Below are 24,238 nucleotides of genomic sequence, written 5' to 3'. Positions count from 1 at the left end.
CTTAGCAGGAAATGCAATTTGATGCACTTTATCTTAATGTGTATGGCCTGATTATGAACAAGTTTTTATAAATTAGAGTGTGTTTATCTTTTGCGGTTAAATTTACGCAATGTAAGGGCGAATTATTACGCCGTCTTCACCTTTTACTTCTTCCATTACTACATAGGTGCGGCTTTCACTCACGTTTGGCAGCTTTAAAAGAATGTCGCCTAGTACACCGCGGTATTCTGACATATCGTTTACGCGTGTTTTTAATAAAAAATCAAAATTACCCGATACCAAGTGACACTCTATTATCTCTTCGTGCTGTTTAACCGCCGCACTAAACTCATCAAATACGTCGGGCGATGTTTTGGTAATGGTTACCTCAACATACACAGATAAGCCTTGGCCAAGCTTTGCTGGATCAACCACCGCTTTGTAGCCAAGTATATAACCTTCACGTTCTAACTTTTTTACGCGTTCCAGACAGGGCGTGGCGCTCAGGCCAACTCGTCGGGCCAGTTCTACATTAGAAAGGCGTCCATCGTGCTGTAATTCCATTAAAATTTTACGGTCAATTCTATCTAATAACTGATGCATACACCCAACTAGTTTAATATTCTGTTTATTTTTATTATTTAGATAATAACACTGGTTAACCTTTTAAAAAAGGTGAGACACACTACCTTATGATGAATATAATAGTGAAAAATGTTAATCCGTTCTTAATAAGGCAAATTTTATGATTATTGGTGTACCTAAAGAAATTAAAAACCATGAATACCGTGTAGGTATGGTTCCTGCGAGTGTTCGTGAATTAGTAAATCACGGCCACCAAGTGATTGTTGAAACAGATGCAGGTATGGGCATTGGTTTTACTAACGAAGATTACACACAAGCTGGCGCTGAAATTTTAGCAACTGCAGCTGATGTTTTTGCAAAAGCAGACATGATCGTAAAAGTAAAAGAGCCACAAGCTGTTGAGCGTGCAATGCTACGCGAAGATCAAATTTTATTTACTTACCTTCACCTTGCACCTGATCTTCCACAAACTGAAGACCTTGTTAAAAGCAAAGCGATTTGTATTGCTTACGAAACAGTTACCGATGCACGTGGCGGCTTACCGCTTCTTGCACCAATGAGTGAAGTAGCAGGTCGTATGTCTATTCAGGCCGGTGCACAAGCGCTTGAAAAATCTAACCACGGCCGTGGCATGTTACTAGGTGGCGTACCAGGCGTTGAAGCAGCTAAAGTAGTTGTTATTGGCGGCGGCATGGTGGGTCGTAGCGCAGCGCAAATGGCTGTTGGCATGGGCGCAGACGTTGTAGTACTTGACCGCAACATCGATGTACTTCGTGCACTAGACGCGCAATTTGGTAACAAAGTTAAAGCGATTTACTCAACGGCTGACGCACTTGAAAAACACGTACTAGAAGCTGACTTAGTAATTGGTGGCGTACTAATTCCAGGTGCTGCAGCACCTAAACTAGTAACAGCCGATCACATTAAAGCAATGAAGCCAGGCTCTGCAATTGTTGATGTTGCTATTGACCAAGGTGGTTGTATTGCAACTTCTAAAGCAACAACACACGCTGATCCTACATACATTGTTGATGAAGTTGTTCACTACTGTGTTGCTAACATGCCAGGTGCAGTACCGCGTACTTCTACCTTTGCACTTAACAATGCAACATTGCCGTTTATTATTAACCTTGCAAACAAAGGTTACAAAAAGGCACTACTAGATGACGCGCACTTCTTAAAAGGCTTAAACGTAATTAAAGGCCAAGTAACTTACAAAGAAGTAGCTGAAGCGTTCAACATGGAATATGTTGACCCTCGTACTGCAGTAGAAAACGCGTAATTTTGCGTTTAGTCGTTAGGTGTTATTAAACAAAATAGTTACCTAACTACAAGCAATAAAAAAGCAGCTAATTAGCTGCTTTTTTTGTATCTAAATTTCGACTATATAAATTAATTTATATAAAACGCTTAATTATAAAATCAACTTTTACGCGTTTAGCCTGACCAAGTAGCTTTTTAACCGGTTGCGGGTAATTTTCTACTGTTTCTAAATCATTTGGCCCAGTTAAACGGCGGCAGTGTTTTAAAATTTCCTGCTTTTCGTTATCTATGGCTTGCATAATACTTTGCTGTGGGTCTTCAATTAAAATACCGTTTTCGATATCAAGGCCCCATGCTCGCGGATTAAGGTTATGACCGCTTAATAAGTGGCGTTGTCGGTCGGCGCAAATACCTTTTAAGTGAAACGAGTTACTCTCGTGCTTCCATAAATACACGTTTAAATTGCCGTTATCTATATGGCGCTTTTGCGATTTTACAAATTTATGCAAAATAGTTTCGTATAAATACGGGAGTGCACCAATTTTACTAAACGGCTCACTTGGCGGCAGATAAAAATCGTTTGCAGTTTTATCACCTACTACAATGGTTACTTGCTTACCTTGTTTTAATAATCGACGTAATGAGCGCATAAGCGGCGCCGGAAAATTAAAATACGGTGTGTAAAGTACAAGCTCTTGCTCTGTGGTATCAAACAAGTTTTTAATTAATCGGTTAAGGCTATTATTACGACGCCCTAAACCTAAAAACAAACGCACACCGAGTGGGTCGGTATTGGGCGTAGTTGGGTTTGCATAACTGGCCGACTTTAGCTCGCGCATTAATTGCTTTTGTTCAAACTTAAAGTCTATTAGGCGCCTAAGCGGTCGTGTATCAATACGTGGCACGGCTTGCGAGCCTATTAGCTTAGACTCAATAAAATCAACCACAGAGTCGCACAGTGCTGCTTGGTCAACTAAAAAGTAACGGTCGAGCCTGTAGCGTTCGTTGTATTGTAAGTACACGTTATTTAAGCTGGCGCCGCTGTATAATAAAGTATCATCTACAACAAAACCTTTAAGGTGTAACACACCAAACAACTCTTTGGCTTTAACTGGCACACCGTAAACTTGTACGTTTGATTTAAATTTTTCTAAATAGTCACAATATAAACTTGCGTTACCGTCTGATTTTTTTGCACCAATAAGACCACGTTGAGCACGATGAAAATCAACCAACACTTTTATTTCAAGGTTGGGGTTTGCCAACGACACACGATGCAGCGCTTCCAGTATTTCGCGCCCAGCTTCGTCATCTTGTAAATAAAGTGCCGTAATGTAGATTCTTTTTTTTGCATTGCTAATTAAACGTAGCAATTGCGTACGGTACTCTTGTGCGTTGGTTAAGACGTTAACGTCTTTTGAAGTCAACCCAAATGCGGGTTTTTCCTGCCAAAATAACATAGTTGCCTATTCACTAAGGTCACATAATCTATCAGTGACAAATAAAATTAGGTAAAACATATCAAAAAAATACTAACGGGTCATGAATTAACGAAGCTTTGTTGCTCATCTGTTTGTTTTTTAGCCTTTACGCGTGCTTTTTTATCGTTCAAGGCAAAGTCAGTACATAATATTGCACAGCTTTTAATTTTGTCAGAAAAAAATATTCACATAATTTGTTTACTTGTGCCTTGTTTTTCTTAGAATCGAAGCCATTAAGTTCAGTATTAAACGTTTAGGAAAAGATCATGACTGAAGCAAAACACTCTAAGTTACTAATTTTAGGCTCTGGCCCTGCGGGTTACACTGCCGCAGTATACGCCGCACGCGCAAATTTAAACCCCGTTTTAATTACCGGCATTCAACAAGGTGGCCAATTAACGACCACAACTGAAGTTGAAAACTGGCCAGGCGATGCGCACGGTTTAACAGGCCCTGCATTAATGGACCGTATGAAAGAGCACGCTGAGCGCTTTGAAACGGAAATTGTGTTTGACCACATTAATAAAGTAGATGTGTCTAAGCGCCCTTTCACGCTAACTGGCGACCAAGGTACTTACACATGTGATGCATTAATAATTGCCACTGGTGCATCGGCTAAATACTTAGGCTTAGAGTCTGAAACTAATTTTCAAGGTCGTGGTGTATCTGCATGTGCTACATGTGATGGTTTTTTCTATAAAGGGCGTAAAGTTGCTGTTGTAGGTGGTGGTAACACTGCTGTAGAAGAAGCACTTTACTTATCTAACATTGCGGATGAAGTACACGTTATTCACCGTCGTGATAGCTTCCGCAGTGAAAAAATTCTTGCTGATCGTCTTAACGAAAAAGCGCAAAATGGTAACGTAGTAATGCACTACAATCGTACGCTAGACGAAGTACTTGGCGATGACATGGGCGTAACTGGCGTACGCATTAAAGATACGCAATCTGATGCTACCGAAGAGCTTGACTTAGCGGGTGTGTTTATTGCTATAGGCCATAAGCCAAACACCGACATGTTTGAAGGCCAACTAGAAATGAAAGACGGCTATTTAGTGGTTGAGTCTGGTCTTAACGGTAACGCTACACAAACAAGCGTACCTGGCGTATTTGCCGCAGGTGATGTGTCTGATCATATTTACCGTCAAGCAATTACGTCTGCAGGTACAGGCTGTATGGCGGCCCTAGATGCAGAGCGTTTCTTAGATAACCTATAAACGCTACAAAATTAATAAAGGCTGTTAGTTCAGCCTTTTTTTATGCCTAAAATATAGTTACACTTTTATGATAATTAATAAGTTAAGCCCTCTATGAGAAACCAGCTATACCAACTAAGTGAAACCGATATAGCATTTCCAAATCCCGAATATGCACTTACCTCCCCCGATGGACTGCTTGCCATAGGCGGCGATTTATCTGTAAAGCGCTTAAGTAATGCCTATAAAATGGGTATTTTCCCGTGGTTTAGCGAAGGTGAGCCCATTATGTGGTGGTCGCCAAGTGAACGCGGCATTGTAGAGCTAAATGACTTTCATATAAGTAAAAGCTTGCGTAAACATTTAAAAAAGCACCCTGTTAAAGTAACTGTTAACAATGCTTTTGCTGAGGTGATAGAAGCGTGCTGTGAGCAACGTATAGACACCGAAGGCACATGGATAACAAACGATATGTTAAGCGCTTATATTGCTGCACATGACGCTAATATTGCGCATAGTGTTGAAGTATGGCAAGACGGCGAACTTGCCGGTGGGCTGTATGGCATTATGCAAAATGGCGTTTTTTGTGGCGAGTCGATGTTTCATCATCAAACTAATTGCTCAAAACTGGCCATGTGGGCGTTAGTTAATTGGTTAAAACGCCATAACGCACATTTTATTGACTGCCAACTAGAAAACCCATATTTAACCTCTTTAGGCGCAAAAGTGATCCCTCGCTCAGAATTTTTGACTAAACTTAAACGAGCAAATGCTTACACCCTCAACTCAACCATGTGGCAACCACAGGAGTTAACAGCAATTTATGAGTGAACACATTCCTGCACGCGTTGGCCTTAGCCAAGAGTTTGCTTGTAGCTATTTACCTGACAGGCAAGAGCAATTATTGGTAATACTTGACCCGACCTGTTACAGCACGCATAAATTTGAGATGCTTTTATCGCTCGGTTTTAGGCGCAGTGGTAACCAAATTTATCGACCGCACTGCCCCTCGTGTAGCGCCTGTAACTCGGTGCGCGTGTTAGCCCAAGAGTTTACCCCTTCAAAGTCACAAAAAAGAAAAATAAATAAAGTAAAAGCAAACTTTGAAGTTAAATACACACACGCTAAGCGCGAAGAATATTACCCACTTTATAGTAAATACATTTCAATGCGCCACAGCGATGGCACTATGTTTCCGCCTAACTTAGAACAGTTTCAAAGCTTTTTATTTTGTAGCTGGTTAGAAATAACGTTTATTGAGCTTTGGCACCAAGACACTTTAGTTGCAGTGGCCGTAACAGATTGCATGGATAACGCTGTTTCGGCTATTTATACGTTTTTCGATCCCGACTTTGAGCACTACAGTTTAGGGACTGTGATGATTTTACAGCAGCTCGAATTTGCCAAACAGCAAAATAAAGAATTTGTGTATTTGGGCTACCAAATCGATGAATGCACCAAAATGAAATACAAAACTCAGTTTTTACCCGCGCAAAAACACGTTAATGACCAGTGGTTGGCTATTTAATTTGCAAAAATGCCCGCTGCGCCTTTACTTATTGGCGTATTTTGGGCAAAATCTGCAGCGTTTAACTATTAAAGAGGTGTTACGCTAAACATGGCGAAAGAAGACGTAATCGAAATGCAAGGGACAGTCCTTGATACTTTACCAAATACAATGTTCCGAGTTGAGCTAGAAAATGGTCACGTAGTTGTGGCTCATATTTCAGGTAAAATGCGCAAAAACTATATCCGTATTTTAACCGGCGATAAAGTAACGGTAGAAATGACTCCTTACGATTTATCGAAAGGACGTATCGTATTCCGTGCTCGCTAAGTGCGTAAACGAGATTTAGTTTTTGGCTAGTGAATAACTAGCTTAAAGCGTTTATTAAATGTAATTGATGGTACTGACTAGCAATTACATTTAATAAACAAAAAACCCAGCTTTTGCTGGGTTTTTTGTTGCCTATAAAAAAGCACAAAAAAGCCCACGCGTATCGCGCAGGCTAGTTTTTATACCCATTCGCTTAATTTGCGCATTGGTATGATAAGTGAATGCACTTATTTAAGCGGGTGTTAAATTACTTTCATAGTCAAAGTTAATTTTCTTATCTTTAACTGATACTTTAACTGTACCGCCATCAACCAGTTCACCAAAGAGTATTTCGTTAGCCAATGGCTTTTTAAGCTCATCTTGAATAACACGTGCCATTGGACGTGCACCCATTGCTTTATCGTAGCCTTTATCTGCTAACCACTCTCGGGCCTTAGAGGTCAGCTCAAGGTTAACTGACTTCTTATCTAATTGTGCTTGCAGCTCAACTACAAATTTATCGACCACTTGCAAGATAACGTCTTTTTCAAGGTGGTTAAACCAAATAATATTATCTAAGCGGTTTCTAAATTCAGGTGAAAATACCTTGTTTATTTCACTCATTGCATCGTGCGTATGATCTTGCTCGGTAAAGCCAATCGATTTACGTGTGGTTTCTTGCACGCCGGCATTGGTTGTCATAACCACCACTACGTTTCTAAAGTCAGCTTTACGACCATTGTTATCGGTTAACGTACCGTGATCCATTACTTGCAGTAGTATGTTGTAAATATCTGGATGGGCTTTTTCAATTTCATCCAATAATACAACAGCATGCGGGTTTTTAATAACGGCTTCGGTAAGTAAACCACCTTGTTCAAAACCAACATACCCCGGAGGCGCACCAATTAAACGGCTTACTGCATGGCGCTCAACATACTCTGACATATCAAAGCGGATAAACTCAACGCCCATACATTTAGCAAGCTGTTTAGTAACCTCGGTTTTACCTACACCCGTTGGCCCCGCAAATAAGAACGAGCCCACTGGCTTATCTTCGTTTGCAAGCCCCGAGCGAGATAAACGAATCGCAGATGTTAGCGCGTCGATAGACTGATCTTGCCCAAACACTAACATTTTAAGATTACGATCAAGATTTTTAAGCGTTTCTTTATCGGTCGATGACACGCTTTGAGCTGGAATACGTGCCATTTTAGCAATAATCGATTCAATATCTGATACACCAATGGTTTTTTTGCGTTTAGAGCTTGGCTGTAAACGTTGGTTGGCACCGGCTTCATCTATTACATCAATGGCTTTATCAGGTAAATGACGCTCATTAATGTATTTAGCACTTAGTTCAGCAGCTGCTTTTAATGCTTTTTGCGTGTAACGAATACCATGGTGTTCTTCGTAACGCTCTTTTAAACCATTTAAAATTTTAGTGGTATCGGCCACACTTGGTTCAAGTACATCAATTTTTTGGAAACGACGCACTAACGCACGGTCTTTTTCAAAAATATTTTTATACTCATTGTAAGTGGTTGAGCCCATACAACGTAACTGCCCGCTTGAAAGCAGCGGTTTAAGTAAGTTAGAGGCATCCATAACACCACCCGATGCAGCACCTGCGCCAATAATAGTGTGTATTTCATCAATAAATAAAATTGAGTTAGGTTTTGCTTGTAACTCTTTTAATAAGCTCTTAAAGCGTTTTTCAAAGTCGCCGCGGTACTTAGTACCGGCAAGCAATGCACCCATATCAAGCGAATAAACAACAGCATCGGCAATCACTTCAGGCACTTGTTCATTAACAATACGGTACGCAAGGCCTTCTGCAATGGCTGTTTTACCTACCCCTGCTTCACCAACAAGCAGTGGGTTATTCTTTTTACGGCGACATAAAACCTGCACGGTGCGCTCTACTTCGCTGTCGCGCCCTACTAATGGGTCAATGTTACCGTCTTTGGCTTGGGCATTTAAATTAGTGGTAAAGCTATCTAACTTACTTGCCTCTTCGTTTTGAACCTCTTGTACTTCTTCATGAATATCGTCAGTGTCATCTCCTAACTCATCATCCGTTTTAGAAATACCATGAGAAATAAAATTCACTATATCTAAGCGAGAAATATCGCTTTTCTTAAGTAAATAAACCGCTTGGCTTTCTTGTTCAGAAAAAATAGCAACGAGCACGTTAACGCCTGTAACTTCGTTTTTACCAGATGATTGAACATGAAAAACTGCACGTTGAAGCACGCGCTGAAAGCCCAGTGTTGGTTGGGTTTCGCGTTCTTCTTCTAAATCGGGAATAACCGGTGTGGTTTCGTCTATGAATTCTAATAGTTCGGTTTTTAAACCAGAAATATCAACACCGCAGGCGTTTAGCGCTTCGCCTGCTGAAGGGTTATCTAAAAGCGCAAGTAAAAGGTGTTCTACCGTCATAAACTCATGGCGGCGTGTACGCGCTTCACGAAACGCGGCATTTAACGTTAGTTCTAAGTCTTTGTTTAGCATTGGCAACCCCTTACTGAGATAATTATTTTATACCACAACAATGAGATGATTGATCACCTAATTGGTATTTATTCCTGCTCACAACTACAAAGCAGTGGATGCTCGTTATCCCGTGCATAACGGTTAACTTGTTCCGCTTTGGTATGGGCTACATCGGCGCTAAATACACCGCATATCCCTTTACCTTTTTCGTGAACTTGTAGCATCACATCAGTTGCTCTATCGCTATCCATATTGAAAAACGTCATTAGAACTTCTATTACAAAGTCCATTGGCGTGTAGTCGTCGTTATTTAAAACAACTTTGTATTTTCGCGGTGGCTGCAGCTTTTGCTTTTCACTATCGCGAACTGTGTCGATGACACCTGAATCTTTCATACCACTCATAATTAAATATAGTCTTGTCTTTAGAACTCAAGCAAACTTGAATAAAAAATAAATTAAATGTTAAAAAAATACCACAAAACACTTGACTGACTGGCCAAATAAACTACAGTCAGAAGTAGATTGATTAATCCTTAGTCAGTCTAGCAAATTATACGGTTTAGAATAACTAAATTAGTCAACTTATAGAAGGATGTAGAAGTATGGCTTGTGGTAAAGTCAAATGGTTCAACAACGCCAAAGGTTTTGGTTTCATCGTAGAAGACGGCTGCGAGAATGATATTTTCGCTCATTACTCAACGATTGTAATGGACGGTTATAAGACACTTAAAGCTGGTCAGGATGTAACATTCGAGCTAGAACAAGGCCCTAAGGGCTTACACGCTAAAAACATTGCGCCTAACGGCGATATTTTAGAGTGATCAAAAATTTGTTCGACTAAAGCGAGCGACCTAATTTAGATCCTCGCTTAATTCCCCACTTACCACTCAACTCTCTTCTTATTACTAAATTGCTCCTGTACACGCTAAATTCAACCCTTTTCCTTGATTTTATTTTATATACCCCAATGTTCTAACAGTTACCTGCTAATTAAGGCTGTTCAAAAGCGCAAGCGCTAGCCCTTTTTAAACAAGCTTGTTACACTCTTGTTGCTAAATTACGCGGTTACATTTTAGCTTATGCTTTTACGCGGCTAAAATACGTGTACTTTGCAACCTATAAAAATCAGTTAGTCAGGTGTGACTATTCTGCCTTTTGGCATATTAAGAGTACCGACACCTAACAAACTGCTTATTAACGCAACCGTGCGCTAATGAGTTTCTTTGCATTGTTGAATACGGCCACTGCGGCCTACTATCTAGGAATGATGATGACATCAAAAATTATCTACACTAAAACGGACGAAGCTCCGGCGCTAGCAACCTACTCGTTGCTACCAATTATCCAAGCCTATACAAATGCGGCAGGTGTTGAAGTTGAAACTCGCGATATCTCATTAGCAGGTCGTGTAATTGCAAACTTCGCTGATTACCTTACTGAAGAGCAACGCATTGGCGATGCGCTTGCAGAGCTTGGCGAACTTGCAAAAACACCAGAAGCAAACATCATCAAATTACCAAACATCAGTGCGTCTGTACCGCAATTACGCGCTGTAATTAAAGAGCTTCAAGAAAAAGGCTACGCACTACCAGAGTACCCTGCTGAGCCTAAAAATGATGAAGAAGCTAAAATTAAAGCAACTTACGACAAAATCAAAGGCAGTGCTGTAAACCCAGTATTGCGTGAAGGTAATTCAGATCGTCGTGCACCAGGTTCTGTTAAAGAATATGCACGCAATAACCCTCATTCAATGGGTGCGTGGAGCAAAGACTCACAATCATACGTTGCAAGCATGAGCGAAGGTGACTTCTTTGGTTCTGAGCAATCTGTAACTGTTGATGCAGCAACTGATGTACGTATTGAGCACGTAGCGACTAATGGCGATGTGACTGTACTTAAACAAAGCACGCCGCTAATTGCTGGCGAAGTAATTGATGCATCGCGCATTAGCGCAGCTAAACTACAAGCGTTTTTAGCAGCAGAAATTGATGCAGCTAAAGAAAAAGGCGTATTATTTTCGCTTCACATGAAAGCGACAATGATGAAAGTATCTGACCCTATTATTTTTGGTCACGCGGTAAAAGTTTTCTACAAAGACGTATTTGCTAAACACGGCGAGCTCTTTGAAGAGCTAGGTGTTGATGTAAATAACGGTTTAGGCGACGTTTATTCTAAAATTCAAACATTAGATGATGCTAAGCGCGAAGAAATTGAAGCAGACATTCAAGCGGTTTACGCTGAGCGTCCTGCTATTGCAATGGTTGATTCTGACCGTGGTATTACTAACTTACACGTTCCAAGCGATGTGATCATTGATGCGTCTATGCCTGCTGCCATTCGTTCAAGCGGTCAAATGTGGAACAACGACGGTAAACTACAAGACACTAGCTTTGTGATCCCAGATCGTAGCTACTCAAGCGTTTACCAAGCTACAATTGATTTTTGTAAAGAAAACGGCGCGTTCGATCCTACCACTATGGGTAGCGTACCAAACGTAGGCCTAATGGCTCAAAAAGCAGAAGAATACGGTTCTCACGATAAAACGTTTGAAGCAAAAGCGGATGGTTCTATTCGTGTTGTTGATGCAAATGGCACAACATTACTTGAGCACACTGTTGAGCAAGGCGATATTTGGAGAATGTGTCAGGTTAAAGATGCACCAATCCAAGATTGGGTTAAGCTTGCTGTAAACCGCGCACGTGCTACGGGCGTGCCTGCTATTTTCTGGTTAGATGAAAATCGTGCTCACGATGCAGAGCTAATTAAAAAGGTAAACAAATACTTACCAGATCACGATACTGATGGCCTAGACATTCAAATTTTAGCACCGCTTGAAGCAACTTTGTTCTCATTAGCGCGTATTAAAGAAGGTAAAGACACTATCTCTGTAACGGGTAACGTATTACGTGACTACCTAACAGATTTATTCCCTATTTTAGAGCTGGGTACCAGTGCTAAAATGCTTTCTATTGTGCCACTAATGAACGGTGGTGGCTTATTTGAAACTGGCGCAGGTGGTTCAGCACCTAAGCATGTTCAACAGTTCGAAAAAGAAAACCACTTACGTTGGGATTCGTTAGGCGAGTTTTTAGCACTAGCGGCTTCGCTTGAGCACCTAAGCGTGAATACAGGCAACAAAAAAGCACAAGTACTTGCTGACACACTAGATAAAGCAACAGGTACGTTCTTAGCTGAAAACAAGTCGCCTTCACGTAAAGTAAAAGAAATTGATAACCGTGGTTCTCACTTCTTCTTATCTTTATTCTGGGCACAAGAGCTGGCTAAGCAAGACGAAGACAGCGAGCTTAAAGCGCAATTTACACAAATTGCGAGCGATTTAGAAACGCAAAAAGAGCAAATCGTAAGCGAGCTTAACGATGCACAAGGTCCTTCAATGGATATTGGTGGTTACTTCCAACCAAATGATGATGCAGCGTTTAAAGCAATGCGCCCAAGTGCAACGTTTAACGAAATTTTATCTAAATTAGTATAATTTTAGATTAAATAAAAAAACCGCTTACGTTTAAAGTAAGCGGTTTTTTTGTGTCTTTATTTTATATAAAAAGGCCGCTACTTTAACTTTAAAGTAGCGGCCTTTAATAATTAACCTGAATTTTGGATAATTAAAGCTATATTAATTATTTTGTATATGCTCGCGGCATAGATGACTCAGTGGTATAGCGCTCACGCAGTTTATCTTGGCGCGACTGCGTAGATACTTCTTCACCGTTAATAATCATTTTACTTACATGGCTACTTAGCTCAAATGGGTCGTTACTCCATACAACCACATCGGCAGCTTTACCTACTTCAAGGCTACCTGCATTTATGCCAAATACGTCGGCTACATTGGATGTAACAGCATTAAGTGCACCTTGCTGGCTCATGCCGTACGAAACTGCATTACCGGCATCAAAACGAAGCTGGTAAATATTATGGCTGGCATCGCCGCCCACAGTTAAAATAACTTTTACCCCAGCTTTTTCAAGCGCGGCTGCGTTATCTAAACTGGCATGTAAAGAGTCAAAGCTTGAAGGTAAGCTATCCATAGCACTCATAATTACTGGTACTTGCGCTTTAGCAATCTGCTCTTTAACAACAACAGCATCTTGTGCACCATTGAGCACTAAATTAATACCAAATTGCTCTTTAACTTTAAGTAGCTCAATAATATCAGCCGCACGAGATACACCCACTACAAGTGGCATATCGCCGCTAAGTACTTTAACCATTACTTTATCTTCAGTACTTGGGGTGCTGTCGTCGTCTTTTTTAGGCTTTTTAGCTGCTTTTGTTTGGTGCTCTTCAAGCTTATTAATTAGCGTTTGCAATGTAAATGCGCGCGAGCCCTTACTGCGCTCACCTAAATAAACCACTAATGCAGCTTGTTTTTGTATGTCGCCTTGTAAATCACCGCTTAAATCAACAACACTTGCTAAGCCCGAAAAAATACTATCGCCACCATGCGGGGTAATTACATCGCGGGTTACACCGCCTTTACGTGCATACGGGATAAGGCTTGAGTGAGCGTTATAAGCAAGGCTTACATCAAAATCAATGCCTGCTTTTTCTTCGCCTGCATCGCGTGAACCTGCAACTGCACTTACTTCCACTAAGCCAAGTTGATTAATGCTAGCAATAAAACCAGGGGTTACAATTTGCCCATTTGCATCAATAACTTTATCTGCTTGTACTTGCTGTGGATTAATAGCGGTAATTTTACCGTTATCCATAACAATGCTGGCGTTTTCTAAAACACCTTGCTCGGTTGCGGTATGCAGCGTGGCATTAATAATAGCAAGCGATTGTGCATTGGCTGCACCTGAGGCTAATAGTCCGGCAGCAACCAGAGATAGCGAAAACGAACGTGATAAATTTTTCATTCTGGGCTCCTTATTGTTGGCCTAACATAAAATCACTTTGTGCTTGAAATGCGCTATCGTTTCTATCGTAAACTTTTGCGCCATCAATAAATACTTGTTCAGCTTTTGCGTAAACGCTAAATGGGTTTTGGTTCCAAATAACCACATCGCCTTGCTTACCTGCTTCAAGCGAACCAGTTTTATCTTCAATACCTAATGATTTAGCCGCGTTTGAGGTGATCCACTTAATCGCGTGCTGCTCCGAAATATCAAAGCCATTTTCGTTTGCACGGTACATTACTTTACCCGCTTCTTGGTTTAAGCGCTGAATAGTGGTGTCTGAGTCAGAATGCACAATGGCGCACGAATTTTTTACCGCATCAACAATAGCTACGTTTTCTTGAACCATGTCGTAGGCTTCCATTTTAAAGCCCCACCAATCTGGCCAAAGTGCAGCACACGAGCCATTTTCAGCTAATAAATCTGCAATTTTATAAGCTTCTACACCGTGATGGAACGTACCTGCGTGATAGCCAAATTCTTTTGAAAGGTCGATCATCATCGCCATTTCTTCAGCTTTATAACAGTGATTATGAATTAACACTTCACCTTCAATTACCGCGCGAAGAGTATCGTGCTTAATGTCGCGAACTGGTGCTTCTGGGTTTAAACCTGCTTCGTAATCGGCGTCGTACTTATCCCATGCACGTTTGTACTCTTGTGCTTCTGCCCATGCCATACGGTAACCGGCCATGTTACCCATACGGGTTGAAGGCAAAGTACCTTGGCGACCATATACGCGTTTTGGGTTTTCACCACAGGCCATTTTTAAGCCATTAGGCGCATCAGGGAATTTCATTGCTTGCATGGTATGCGCAGGAATGTTTTTAAGTGTTACGCCACGGCCACCAAATAAGTTAGCTGAGCCTGGTAAAATTTGTAGTGAAGTAATACCGCCTTCGCGCGCGCGGTTAAAGCCAGGATCTTGAGGCCATACCGAATGCTCCACCCACACCTCAGCAGTATTTGGGCTGGTCATTTCGTTTCCGTCTTGATGAGACTCAACCGATGGGCTTGGGTAAGCACCTAAGTGAGAATGTACGTCAATAATACCTGGGGTAACCCATTTGCCCTGTGCATCAATGGTTGCATCTGCATTGGCCGATAAGTCTTTACCTACTTGTTGTACTTTACCATCAACAAGTAACACATCGGCGTCATCTAAGCGCTCGCCAGTGCCAGTAAGTACTGTTGCATTGGTAATTAATGTGCTTTTACTTGCAAGCGGTGTATAGGTGCTTGGGTATGGGTTTTTATTAATGGTAATTTTTGCATCTTGTGGGCCGTTTTCTTGGCAGCCAACAAGGGCAGCAGCTAAACCAACTGCTAACAATGAGGGAGCAAATTTTTGCATGTTGTTAGGTTCTCCTGTTTTTTTGCTACTTTAGCTAAAGCGGCGTAATAAAGCTAAAAAAACAGGTAAAAAAGCGATTAAATGAGTTAAACGGCTGTAATTATTTTTTTATATAATTGTTATACAGCTTTTCAAGTGCGCCTTCGGTTGTAAGCGATGGGTCTTTGTTTATAAAGTGTTTTACTGTGCGAGTTACAAAGTCTGAGTTTTGCTTATGTTGCTTAGCAAAATCCTTAATTAATGTATTGCCATCGCTTGCTGCTGTTACTTTATCATGGCGATGACGATACTGGCTAAGTGCCCTATTAAAGTCGCCGTTATAATCCTCTACCAATATTTTATAAAAGTCACTTTTGTGAACTTTAAGTACGTTAATACAGTAATTTAACGCGTCTTTAAAGTCGGTAAAAACGCTCCCTTCTACATCAAACTCTTTGGTTTTTTCGCGTACGGTCACGCGGGCTTCTTCGGTGGCATATGTAAAGCCTGTAAACGCTAAACGCTCAGATGCCTCTTTACCTAATTTCATACCCGCTTGAATGCTGTGCGCAAATTCGTCACTCATTTCGCTTAATTCGTTTTCTTCCCACATGTTATAAACACGCAGCGCCTTAGCGTACTTATTAGAGAGCTTTTTTTTAAGTTTTGTAAAACGCTCATCTATCGTCATTAGCCTTTCATTATGCAATAAGGCATGGCACTCATAACACGCGGCAATAGAGACAAAGTCGGCCTCTTCGCCTAAATCAATAATGCTCTGTAGCATATGTAACGGCGGGCAATGATCGCGCTCTGTGGCTTCGCATCCACAATAAAAACATTGGTTAAAATGCTTGTGCTCGCAGGCATACGCTTGCTGGTAATAGCTGGCTAACGTTTTGCTCACTGGTTCTCCTAAAAATTAAGCGCGTAAATAATGGGGGCGATAATAGCAGGCTGAGAAAATATGTCAGTAGCTATAAAATAATTTTGCCTAAGTGTGTCAAAAAACACATTTATTAGGGCTTAAATTCAGTCACCTAGCTTAAGTGTGTATTTTTAAACATACCTGCTTACACCTTGTTGCGTTTGGTTAACAGCTTTTTAGTTTAAATCGCTCAATAATAAAGCTGAACCACAAACAATGAGGACTAATTATGAACACGTTAAAAGCTACTTTATGCACAACTATGGTACTAGGCGCAACTTTACTAATTGCAAAACCAGCATTAGCCACCCAATTTGTCGCGGCCGATTCATCGCCAGGTACACAGGCTTGTATGGCTGTTGCAGCTAATAAATCGTACGCAGTACGTAAAGCGTCACGCGATTTAAATATAAGCAAAGCGGTAATGAGCAAAAAGCTGCACTGTAATAACTTATCAATGGGCGACTTTGTTACTTTGTATAACCTTGATAAAAGCGCAAATTATTTAAATATTGATACCAGTACTCGCACATCAATTAAAGATTTAGCTAAATCGTACAACCCAGAAAAAGTAATCATCACAGGGCCAAAATAGTATGGCGTTAACACAAAATTAAGCCTGCTTTGTAAGCAGGCTTAGTTTATTAAATAATGGCCGCAATTAAGCCAAATAAACCGCCAAACACACCGCCCCATACTACTAGCCAACCTAAATGCTCACGTATCATAGTTTGCATAATGTCTTTAACCATTTTTGGGGTGAGTTCATTTAAACGCTCATCAACTAATTTAAGTACCGTAGCATGTAAGCTTTGTGCGCTATTCCCTTGCGATAACGTATCGCTTACTAGCGCTTTAAAATCGTCTGTTTGGCTAATTTGCGCAAGTGATAGCTGCATTTTTTCAATAAACTTTTCTCGCATTGGCTCTATAGCCGCTGTGCCACCAAACATACCTAACATACTGCCAAACTGTGATTGCTCTATTACTTGAAGTAGGTTGTCGAATGCAGGGTTTAAATCAACCTTAGTAATAATGCCCTCAAAGTCGATATTAGGTTGCGCTTTGCTAAGTAGGTTATTAATTTTTTGTTCGGAGAAAAACTCAGTCAAAATTAAATTACGAATAGCCACTTTAAAACTTTCAAATTTTAGAGCAATAACACCCGAGCCGTATAGTAAAGGTACTTTTTCAAATAACATATGAACAGCCAATAAGTTTGTGACAGCACCAGATAGCGCAAATAACCCCACCGATAACACAATAGCGTGGTTAAAAAAGTAGCCTATAACTACACACAAGACAGCAAGCAAATTGGTGATAAAACTTTTGTTCATTGTTACTCCATTAGCATTTATTATATCGTTAATTTTACAACGATTAGTTTGTTAAATTAATACTTTTTTGCCATAGTTTAAGTATCTGTTTAAAAGGCGAGCAATTGATATGTGGAAAACAGTAAACGAGCACATTAGCCAAGCCATTCATTATGACTTTAAACATACTTACAAACGTCAGCTGCAAAGTACAAATACCGATAAACTCTATCAACTCACCGATGGAAAACACAATTACCTGGTTAAAATTGCCCTTAAAAGCGAACTAGATCGTCTAGAAAGCGAAGCGATAGGACTTAAGCAGCTCACCCAAAATAGTGTTTTTATGGTGCCCGACTGCATTGTAACAGGTGCTAATATTGAATTTTCGTTTATTGTACTTGAATGGTTAGTACTTGATAAACAGCCCCACACACATTGGCACGATATGGGTAAACAACTGGCTATGCTGCACCAAAAGCACGACCAAGCAATGTTTGGCTTTGATGTAGATAATTACCTAGCCACTACCGTGCAACCAAACCAATGGCATAAAAAATGGGACTTATTTTACGCAGAAGAGCGCATAGGTTGGCAACTGCAACTATTAGCCGAAAAAGGCATTCAGCTTGTAGAGCCTGAGCTATTAATTAATTTGGTAAAAGAGCAATTGCACAGCCATATTGTGGAGCCCTCTTTAGTACATGGCGACTTTTGGCGAGGAAATATGGGCTTTATTAAAAATGTACCGACCTTATTTAATCCCGCTTGTTATTACGGAGACCGCGAGGTAGATATTGCAATGAGCGAGCTATTTGCCCCCTTACCTGATGATTTTTATAACGCCTATAACGCGCAATACCCATTAAGCGAAAACTATAAAAAGCGCAAAGCAATATACCAACTTTACCCTATTTTAAATCACGCAAATATATTTGCAGGGCACTACCTTACTCAGGCTAAGCAGCATATTGATGAGCTGCTATCGCTTTAAATAATAACGCCTCATAAGGCGTAAAATAACTGTCATAATCGTTGCTTCAGCACTATATTTAAAAAGGATGTTATTTAGGCTCAATACCTTGTTGTTTAGTTCAGTTTTGAGCCATCAAGTTGTTGCTAGTATAACTGCACAACTTAATTAACGCGTATCAACAAGTTAATTCTTACCTTGGTACTATTGGAGTGATTATGAAAGATTTTTTATCACAACGTATCACGTGCCCACACTGTGGCAACCACATACACCTAGACATTGACGCAAGTATGGGGGATCAAGACTACGTAGAAGAATGCAGTGCCTGTTGTAACCCTATTCATTTAAACATGCACATAGACCATGCTCATAAAAAATTAGAGTTACACATAGACAGCGACGATGAACAAATTTTTTAGCCTTGGTGGCGTAAGTAATTTTCTACCGTGTTAATAATGGTATAAGTTTGCTGATCAACTTCTATATTTAGTTCATCACCCACTTGAGCGTTACCTAAATTTGTAATGGCAAGCGTTTCGGGGATCAGGTGTAACCAAAACCCCTGCTCGTCAATTTCGCCCACGGTTAGGCTTGCGCCATTTATTGCTACAAAGCCTTTGTACAAAACATACTTTTGCCATTTAGTAGGTAAGCTTAACTGAATTTTACAGTTATTTTGTTGCTTAACTATTTGCCCGATTTGGGCAGTGCAGTGAATATGCCCCGACACAATATGCCCACCTAATTCAGTACCAAAGGTTACTGAGCGCTCATAATTAACTAAACTACCTAGTGCAAGCTTGCCTAAATTAGTTAGTAATAGTGTTTCATCAATTACATCAAAATGTACTTGCGCCACTACATCGTGGTTACTTAATTCAACTTTAACCACCGTTAAACAACAGCCATTAATTGCAATGCTAGCGCCTAAATCTAAATGTTTAACGTATTCATCACCTACCGATACAACCAAACGTAAAACCCCTTCGGTATGCGTGGTAGATACAACAGTACCTTGAGTTTGAACGATTCCTGTAAACATAAAATCACTTAAAATTATTACAAAGTGCTAGTTTAACGTATCAACTCGTAAAATCATTCACTACAGTGATTTTTATTTGAAACACAATCGATTACAATTGCGCCCTGTTTTATCAAATAGCTGTTTTTATGACCTTTAGTAGCTGGGAAGCCAAACGTTTAATCACCCTTGCCGTACCTGTATTTTTAGCACAAGTAACACTCGTTTTAATGTCGGTGGTCGACACCATTATGGCAGGCCAAGTAAGCCCAACAGATTTGGCTGCGCTATCGATTGCAACCGGTATATGGAACCCGTTATTACTGGCGCTGCAAGGTATTTTGCTCGCGTTAACCGGTATTATTGCCCAATTTGCGGGCGCTAACGATAAAAAAGGTATTAGCCATTATTTTCAGCAAGCTCTGTATTTAACCGCTATTTTAAGCGCAATTGGTTTTGGTATAGCCAACCTAGCCGATATAGTCATTTTAAAACTCGATACAACCCCCGCTATCGCAAGCCTTGCGTATGACTATATCCATTTTGTGAAATGGGGAGCTTTTGGCTTTTTAATTTTTACCGTTTATCGAAATATGACCGAAGGCATGGGGATGACAAAACCCGCTTTTTATATCAGCTTGTTAGGCCTTGGTGTTAATATTCCAGCTAACTATATTTTTATAAATGGTTTATTTGGCTTACCAGCCTACGGCGGTGCAGGTTGTGGTATTGCTACGGCATTGGTACTAACTGTAATGGCTGTTGCACAAGTAACGTATTGCCAGTTTAGTAAAAAAATCGATGCAAAAGCCCTGCTGGCAAATTTTGAAAAGCCCAATATTAAAACCATTGGAATTATTACTAAATTAGGTATACCCATTTCGTTGGCTACCTTTTTTGAAATTACGCTATTTGCGTGTATACCTTTATTTATTGCACACTTAGGTGCTGTTGCAGTGTCGGGCCATCAAATTGCGGGAAGCGTGACCGCGTTATTATTTATGATGCCACTGAGCTTATCTATCGCCATTAGTATTCGTATTGGTAATTTATTTGGTCAAAACCATTTAAGCCAATTAAAAACTGCTATATCAACCAGCTACATTTTAGCCATTGCTATTGCGTTATTTTTAGCTTTTATAACCTTTATTGGCCGCGATTTAATAAGCCAACTTTACACCGACAGCCCAGCTGTTATTGCGTTAGCGACCTCAATTATGATTTTGGCATGTATTTATCAAATACCTGATGCACTTCAAGTCGCTGCGAACGGCATTTTAAGAGGTTTAAAACACACGCAGCCTATATCGTATATAACGTTTATATCTTACTGGTTAATCGGTTTTGCTTTAGGCTACGTATTGGGAAGAACAGATTTAATTGTGCCCGCCATGGGGCCGCACGGTTTTTGGATAGGTATTATTTTTGGTTTAACCGTTGCTGCTGTATGGCTTATGTTCACCGTTAATAAGCGATTAAAGCAGGCGCCATTTGTATAAAAAAGCACTTACATTAATACCAAGCAAAACATGGTTAAGTTGTTTATTAGCTGTGTGTTGCGCCGTGCTTGCTGGGTGTTCAAAAGCGCCTAGCAACACTTATCAAACATACATAGCACGCTTAAGTAATACCCTTGAAACCCAAGCCCCTGGTTTAAGTAAACCTGAAGCAATTAGCCCGCTTTTACCCCCTAACACGCTTTTAAACACCACCACCATAAGCTTGATTGAACTTGCAAGCTTAAGCCATTGTAAGCTCAGCTTACTTATTAGTGAGCACAACAATCAGCTTGGTAAAACGGCCGGACATGCCGGTGTTTTAAAGTATCAAATAGAGTTTGTGCAAAATGCACAGCAGTGCTTAAGCACGCTTGAGCCTAACTCAGCAGTTTATAAAACCCTATTAAAAGCAAAAACACATAAAGAGCAAACACTAAACCACTACTTTAATTTAATGTTGTATAACGAATTTGAGCTAAAAAACACGTGGCAAGCTAGCAGCGCAGAGCTTTCTGTCTCGCCGGCAGGGTTTAGCAACACGGTAGCGGCCATGCAGCAGCTTGCACTCATAAAACAACACATACTCAATAAACACTACTTAAAAATTAACTCCGCAGACATTTTTAACGCGTTAGAGCAGCTTAATAAATACCGTTTTAACCAATTACTCATTTATTCTGCACGGCTGCAAATAGCGTTTAATAATTCAGCCACGCAATTTATTGAATCGCAATCCATTGATGAAATATGCCCAGCAGGAAAAAATAAAAAAGTAGCCAATATCGTCAGTAACGTGTTTCAAAAGTATTTCCTTAAAGGAATACAGCCTTATCAGGCTAATTTAGCAGGCTACCTTGAAACACTTTTACCTTTGTATAACCAACTGTGGTTTGACCAAGCCATAACAAATAAGCAAATAAATACTTTAATAGCGCTGGATTCACAAAACAATCTACTAAACCAGCTTAAAGGCTCAGCCAAAAAACACGTTACCTGGTGGCAAAACTTTTATAAAACGTGTGAAATCAGCCCAATATGAATAAAAAAACGGCAAATAAACGTAAAAGCAACAAACTTGCTTGATTCACCACTCACCACGCTATATATTAGCGGCCGCTGATAATTAAATTTATCGCATCTTAATTAGGTAATACGACCGTAGCTCAGTTGGTTAGAGCGCTACCTTGACATGGTAGAGGTCGGTGGTTCGAATCCACTCGGTCGTACCAAATTTATTCTTCCCTTTGAATAAATATAATTAAGATACTCTTTGTACGACTGTAGCTCAGTTGGTTAGAGCGCTACCTTGACATGGTAGAGGTCGGTGGTTCGAATCCACTCAGTCGTACCAAAACTATTCTCCCCTCTTAATAAATATAATTAACCTATTCCTATTAATCGTTAAGCCATAACTCAATTGGTTAGCGCGCTACCCACTCTCTATGCCCATGCAGAAATCGGTTGTTCGAATCCACTCTGTCGTATCAAATTTATTCATTCCACTGAATCAATTTAATTAAGCAATTAATAGTTCAATCATAGCTCAGTTGGTTAGAGCACTATCTACTTTAAATCCTAACTAATACTGCAAACACCCGCAGTGTTTATAAATTCGTTTAAACAAAAACGCCCTCGTATTACTTATTTATTAATGCAGTTTGTTATTTAAAGCCAAATTAAGCCATTACTTAAAGGCGATAATTTTGTTTGATTTATATACTATTTATTTACAATTTGATTATAATCGCTTAGTGGGTTTTTAAAGTGAGTTTAGGTATGGTGCGGGTTGGTATATTAACAGTATTCTTTTTCTGTGCTTTGTTTAGCCCGCTAACAACTGCTTATACACTTAATAACAACATTACCCTAGAGGATGATAACCTGTGGCGCCCTGTCATAGCATTCAATACGCCTCCTTCTGCACAGCAAGTAATTACATCTTATAAAAACGCTAGTGAAACGAGTAACCTGCTCGGTAAAAGTGGCGCTGTAGTAACAAAAATTGCGCTAAATAACCCCACCACTGGAGATTGGTATGTGCTGCCGCAAGCCAATTTTATCGACGTTGGTTTAGCCTATTGGCAAACCGAACAGGGGGATATAGTTAAGCTTGCTGATTTTTCGCAGTCTCACGTTAATCAACCGGCTATTTTAATGCATGGACAAGCATTTAAACTGCCCTTCTATGCGCCAAGCAGTGGCTATTTATGGATATATTTAGAAGCCAAACACTATCCAACGCCGGTTGATTTAAGTATTTTAAGCGAAGGTGCATTTTTGCATCATCAGTTTTATATAAACTCATTAAGCCTTATTGCTATTTCTATCATGCTTACTTTAGCAATGATGGCCTTTGTAATGTTTTTAAGAGTCAAGCAAAAAGTGGCCTTGTTTTGTGCTGGGTATGTCGGTTTGCACGGTCTTGGCTGGGCGTTTGCTTCGGGCGCTGTAAATACAATTTATGCCAGCCCCTCTTTTAATAAACATTACTTAGGTATTTATTTATTTTCCTTTGCTGTGAGTTGCGCAGCAGCATTTACCTACTACCTGTTTAACTTCGATAAAGAAAAAGCCAATAAGCTTGGGAGTGCTTTAAAATACTTTACCGTTAGCGCATTTGTATGCGGTATCTGCAGCCTATTTATGCCCTTTTATTTAGTGTTTTATATCGCGCACTTTTTAGCAGCTGTATGGGTTATGCTTAGCTTAACCACCGGGTTTGCCATGCTTAGCCTGAACGATTTTAGAGCCAAGTATTTTTTATTTGGAAATATGCTCTATAGCCTGTCATTAGTAGTATTCGTTGCATTTCATTTTGATTTAATAAATGCGACCTCATCAGAAATACTTGTGCTGCTAGCCTTAGCAATAGATTGTGTGTGTATTGTGCTGTCTTTGTCTGAGTGGCTAAAGTTAAAACAGCACGAATTTAGTACCTTGTTACATGAATCTCGCTTTGACCCTCTAACCCAAGTTGGCAACCGACTACTATTAAATGATGAGCTGATTAAACTTGCACACAGTGCTTACATCATTGTGTTTATAGATTGTGATGGAATAAAAAAAATAAACGATGCGCTTGGGCACGCCAAAGGTGATGCGTTTTTAATTAATGCAGCAAAATTAATGACACAGCATCTAGCGCAAGACGGCACCGTATTTAGAACCGGGGGCGATGAATTTATTTGGTTATGTAAAGTCAAAAACAAATCACACCTTCCCCAACTAAAAACCACACTTACCCAAAAGCTCACCGCATTACATCGCACTATTCAACAGCAATGGCCCCAATCAGGTATTAGTTATGGCATAGCATCTAGCGATGAGTGCCAAAGCCATACTGAGTGTTTAACCTTAGCGGATCAGCGCATGTATAACTTAAAATCAGCCCATAAACTTAAAGCAAGTTAAGCTACCAACTTCCT

Annotated in this window: 22 protein-coding genes and 2 tRNA genes; 15 read left to right on the top strand and 9 right to left on the bottom strand. The window is 40.1% G+C overall.

Annotated elements, in window-relative coordinates; all coding sequences use genetic code 11:
- Positions 1-102: 102 nt before the first annotated feature.
- The gene (gene lrp, locus MTN96_RS12545; RefSeq protein WP_004586747.1) at positions 103-582 is read right to left on the bottom strand and encodes a leucine-responsive transcriptional regulator Lrp; all 480 of its coding nucleotides are present in this window, start codon (positions 580-582) and stop codon (positions 103-105) included.
- Positions 583-724: 142 nt separating this feature from the next.
- On the opposite strand from lrp, the gene ald reads away from it, so the two are divergent.
- Complete coding sequence (ald, locus tag MTN96_RS12540; RefSeq protein WP_004586748.1) at positions 725-1,846, top strand: alanine dehydrogenase; 1,122 nt, start codon at positions 725-727, stop codon at positions 1,844-1,846.
- Positions 1,847-1,961: 115 nt separating this feature from the next.
- Here the strand turns inward: ald and pssA are convergent, their stop codons facing one another.
- Entirely contained in the window at positions 1,962-3,287 is a 1,326-nt protein-coding gene (pssA, locus tag MTN96_RS12535; RefSeq protein WP_248450890.1) for a CDP-diacylglycerol--serine O-phosphatidyltransferase, read from the bottom strand.
- Between the two features lie 287 nt (positions 3,288-3,574).
- Here pssA and trxB point away from each other — a divergent pair, with 287 nt between their 5' ends.
- From trxB to infA, 4 genes are all read left to right on the top strand, one after another.
- Complete coding sequence (gene trxB, locus MTN96_RS12530) at positions 3,575-4,525, top strand: thioredoxin-disulfide reductase (protein WP_024033489.1); 951 nt, start codon at positions 3,575-3,577, stop codon at positions 4,523-4,525.
- A 93-nt stretch (positions 4,526-4,618) separates the two neighbouring features.
- Positions 4,619-5,335: a leucyl/phenylalanyl-tRNA--protein transferase gene (gene aat, locus MTN96_RS12525; protein ID WP_004586751.1), complete on the top strand. Its 717-nt coding sequence runs from the start codon at positions 4,619-4,621 to the stop codon at positions 5,333-5,335.
- Positions 5,328-6,032, top strand: coding sequence for an arginyltransferase (locus MTN96_RS12520; RefSeq protein ID WP_248531822.1), 705 nt, complete (start codon positions 5,328-5,330; stop codon positions 6,030-6,032). Before aat ends, MTN96_RS12520 begins: the two co-directional genes overlap by 8 nt.
- Positions 6,033-6,122: 90 nt before the next feature.
- Positions 6,123-6,341, top strand: a complete 219-nt coding sequence (infA, locus tag MTN96_RS12515) for a translation initiation factor IF-1 (protein WP_002962494.1) — start codon at positions 6,123-6,125, stop codon at positions 6,339-6,341.
- Between the two features lie 231 nt (positions 6,342-6,572).
- On the opposite strand, the gene clpA is transcribed toward infA, so the two are convergent.
- Positions 6,573-8,834, bottom strand: coding sequence for an ATP-dependent Clp protease ATP-binding subunit ClpA (gene clpA / locus MTN96_RS12510; protein ID WP_004586753.1), 2,262 nt, complete (start codon positions 8,832-8,834; stop codon positions 6,573-6,575).
- Positions 8,835-8,902: 68 nt separating this feature from the next.
- Positions 8,903-9,211 (bottom strand): ATP-dependent Clp protease adapter ClpS, encoded by a 309-nt coding sequence (gene clpS, locus MTN96_RS12505; RefSeq protein WP_004586754.1) that lies wholly within the window; start codon positions 9,209-9,211, stop codon positions 8,903-8,905.
- Positions 9,212-9,420: 209 nt separating this feature from the next.
- On the opposite strand from clpS, the gene cspD reads away from it, so the two are divergent.
- Complete coding sequence (cspD, locus tag MTN96_RS12500) at positions 9,421-9,639, top strand: cold shock domain-containing protein CspD (protein WP_004586755.1); 219 nt, start codon at positions 9,421-9,423, stop codon at positions 9,637-9,639.
- A 449-nt stretch (positions 9,640-10,088) separates the two neighbouring features.
- Positions 10,089-12,311: an NADP-dependent isocitrate dehydrogenase gene (locus MTN96_RS12495; protein ID WP_055253781.1), complete on the top strand. Its 2,223-nt coding sequence runs from the start codon at positions 10,089-10,091 to the stop codon at positions 12,309-12,311.
- Between the two features lie 145 nt (positions 12,312-12,456).
- Here MTN96_RS12495 and MTN96_RS12490 read toward each other — a convergent pair whose 3' ends face one another.
- The 3 genes from MTN96_RS12490 to MTN96_RS12480 all read right to left on the bottom strand — a co-directional run bounded on the left by MTN96_RS12490 (position 12,457) and on the right by MTN96_RS12480 (position 15,980).
- Positions 12,457-13,701, bottom strand: coding sequence for an amidohydrolase family protein (locus MTN96_RS12490; RefSeq protein ID WP_024033483.1), 1,245 nt, complete (start codon positions 13,699-13,701; stop codon positions 12,457-12,459).
- Positions 13,702-13,711: 10 nt separating this feature from the next.
- Entirely contained in the window at positions 13,712-15,094 is a 1,383-nt protein-coding gene (locus tag MTN96_RS12485; protein WP_004586758.1) for an amidohydrolase, read from the bottom strand.
- A 100-nt stretch (positions 15,095-15,194) separates the two neighbouring features.
- The gene (locus MTN96_RS12480; protein ID WP_248531820.1) at positions 15,195-15,980 is read right to left on the bottom strand and encodes a hypothetical protein; all 786 of its coding nucleotides are present in this window, start codon (positions 15,978-15,980) and stop codon (positions 15,195-15,197) included.
- Positions 15,981-16,230: 250 nt separating this feature from the next.
- Between MTN96_RS12480 and MTN96_RS12475 the strand changes: the two genes are divergently transcribed.
- Positions 16,231-16,596 (top strand): DUF3718 domain-containing protein, encoded by a 366-nt coding sequence (locus MTN96_RS12475; RefSeq protein WP_154945844.1) that lies wholly within the window; start codon positions 16,231-16,233, stop codon positions 16,594-16,596.
- Between the two features lie 49 nt (positions 16,597-16,645).
- Here the strand turns inward: MTN96_RS12475 and MTN96_RS12470 are convergent, their stop codons facing one another.
- The gene (locus MTN96_RS12470) at positions 16,646-17,338 is read right to left on the bottom strand and encodes a DUF445 domain-containing protein (RefSeq protein ID WP_154945843.1); all 693 of its coding nucleotides are present in this window, start codon (positions 17,336-17,338) and stop codon (positions 16,646-16,648) included.
- Between the two features lie 109 nt (positions 17,339-17,447).
- Between MTN96_RS12470 and MTN96_RS12465 the strand changes: the two genes are divergently transcribed.
- Positions 17,448-18,311, top strand: coding sequence for a fructosamine kinase family protein (locus tag MTN96_RS12465; RefSeq protein ID WP_004586762.1), 864 nt, complete (start codon positions 17,448-17,450; stop codon positions 18,309-18,311).
- A gap of 197 nt (positions 18,312-18,508) precedes the next feature.
- Complete coding sequence (locus MTN96_RS12460; protein ID WP_004586763.1) at positions 18,509-18,712, top strand: CPXCG motif-containing cysteine-rich protein; 204 nt, start codon at positions 18,509-18,511, stop codon at positions 18,710-18,712.
- Here the strand turns inward: MTN96_RS12460 and MTN96_RS12455 are convergent.
- On the bottom strand, positions 18,709-19,335 hold the full coding sequence (locus MTN96_RS12455) for a riboflavin synthase subunit alpha (protein WP_248531818.1): 627 nt from the start codon (positions 19,333-19,335) through the stop codon (positions 18,709-18,711). The genes MTN96_RS12460 and MTN96_RS12455 overlap by 4 nt on opposite strands.
- A gap of 128 nt (positions 19,336-19,463) precedes the next feature.
- Here MTN96_RS12455 and MTN96_RS12450 point away from each other — a divergent pair, with 128 nt between their 5' ends.
- The 5 genes from MTN96_RS12450 (at position 19,464) to MTN96_RS12430 (ending at position 24,224) form a co-directional block, all read left to right on the top strand.
- Entirely contained in the window at positions 19,464-20,813 is a 1,350-nt protein-coding gene (locus MTN96_RS12450; RefSeq protein WP_024033477.1) for an MATE family efflux transporter, read from the top strand.
- Entirely contained in the window at positions 20,806-21,852 is a 1,047-nt protein-coding gene (locus MTN96_RS12445; protein ID WP_248531816.1) for a DUF3080 family protein, read from the top strand. Before MTN96_RS12450 ends, MTN96_RS12445 begins: the two co-directional genes overlap by 8 nt.
- A 113-nt stretch (positions 21,853-21,965) precedes the next feature.
- Positions 21,966-22,042, top strand: a tRNA-Val gene (locus MTN96_RS12440).
- Positions 22,043-22,087: 45 nt separating this feature from the next.
- Positions 22,088-22,164 (top strand) — tRNA-Val (locus tag MTN96_RS12435).
- Positions 22,165-22,577: 413 nt separating this feature from the next.
- Positions 22,578-24,224, top strand: a complete 1,647-nt coding sequence (locus MTN96_RS12430; protein WP_248531814.1) for a diguanylate cyclase — start codon at positions 22,578-22,580, stop codon at positions 24,222-24,224.
- Positions 24,225-24,238: the final 14 nt, after the last annotated feature.

Source organism: Pseudoalteromonas sp. 2CM28B (assembly GCF_023161935.1).
The sequence above is the reverse complement of the archived record's forward strand: the minus strand, read 5'-3'. Positions and strand labels throughout refer to the sequence as shown.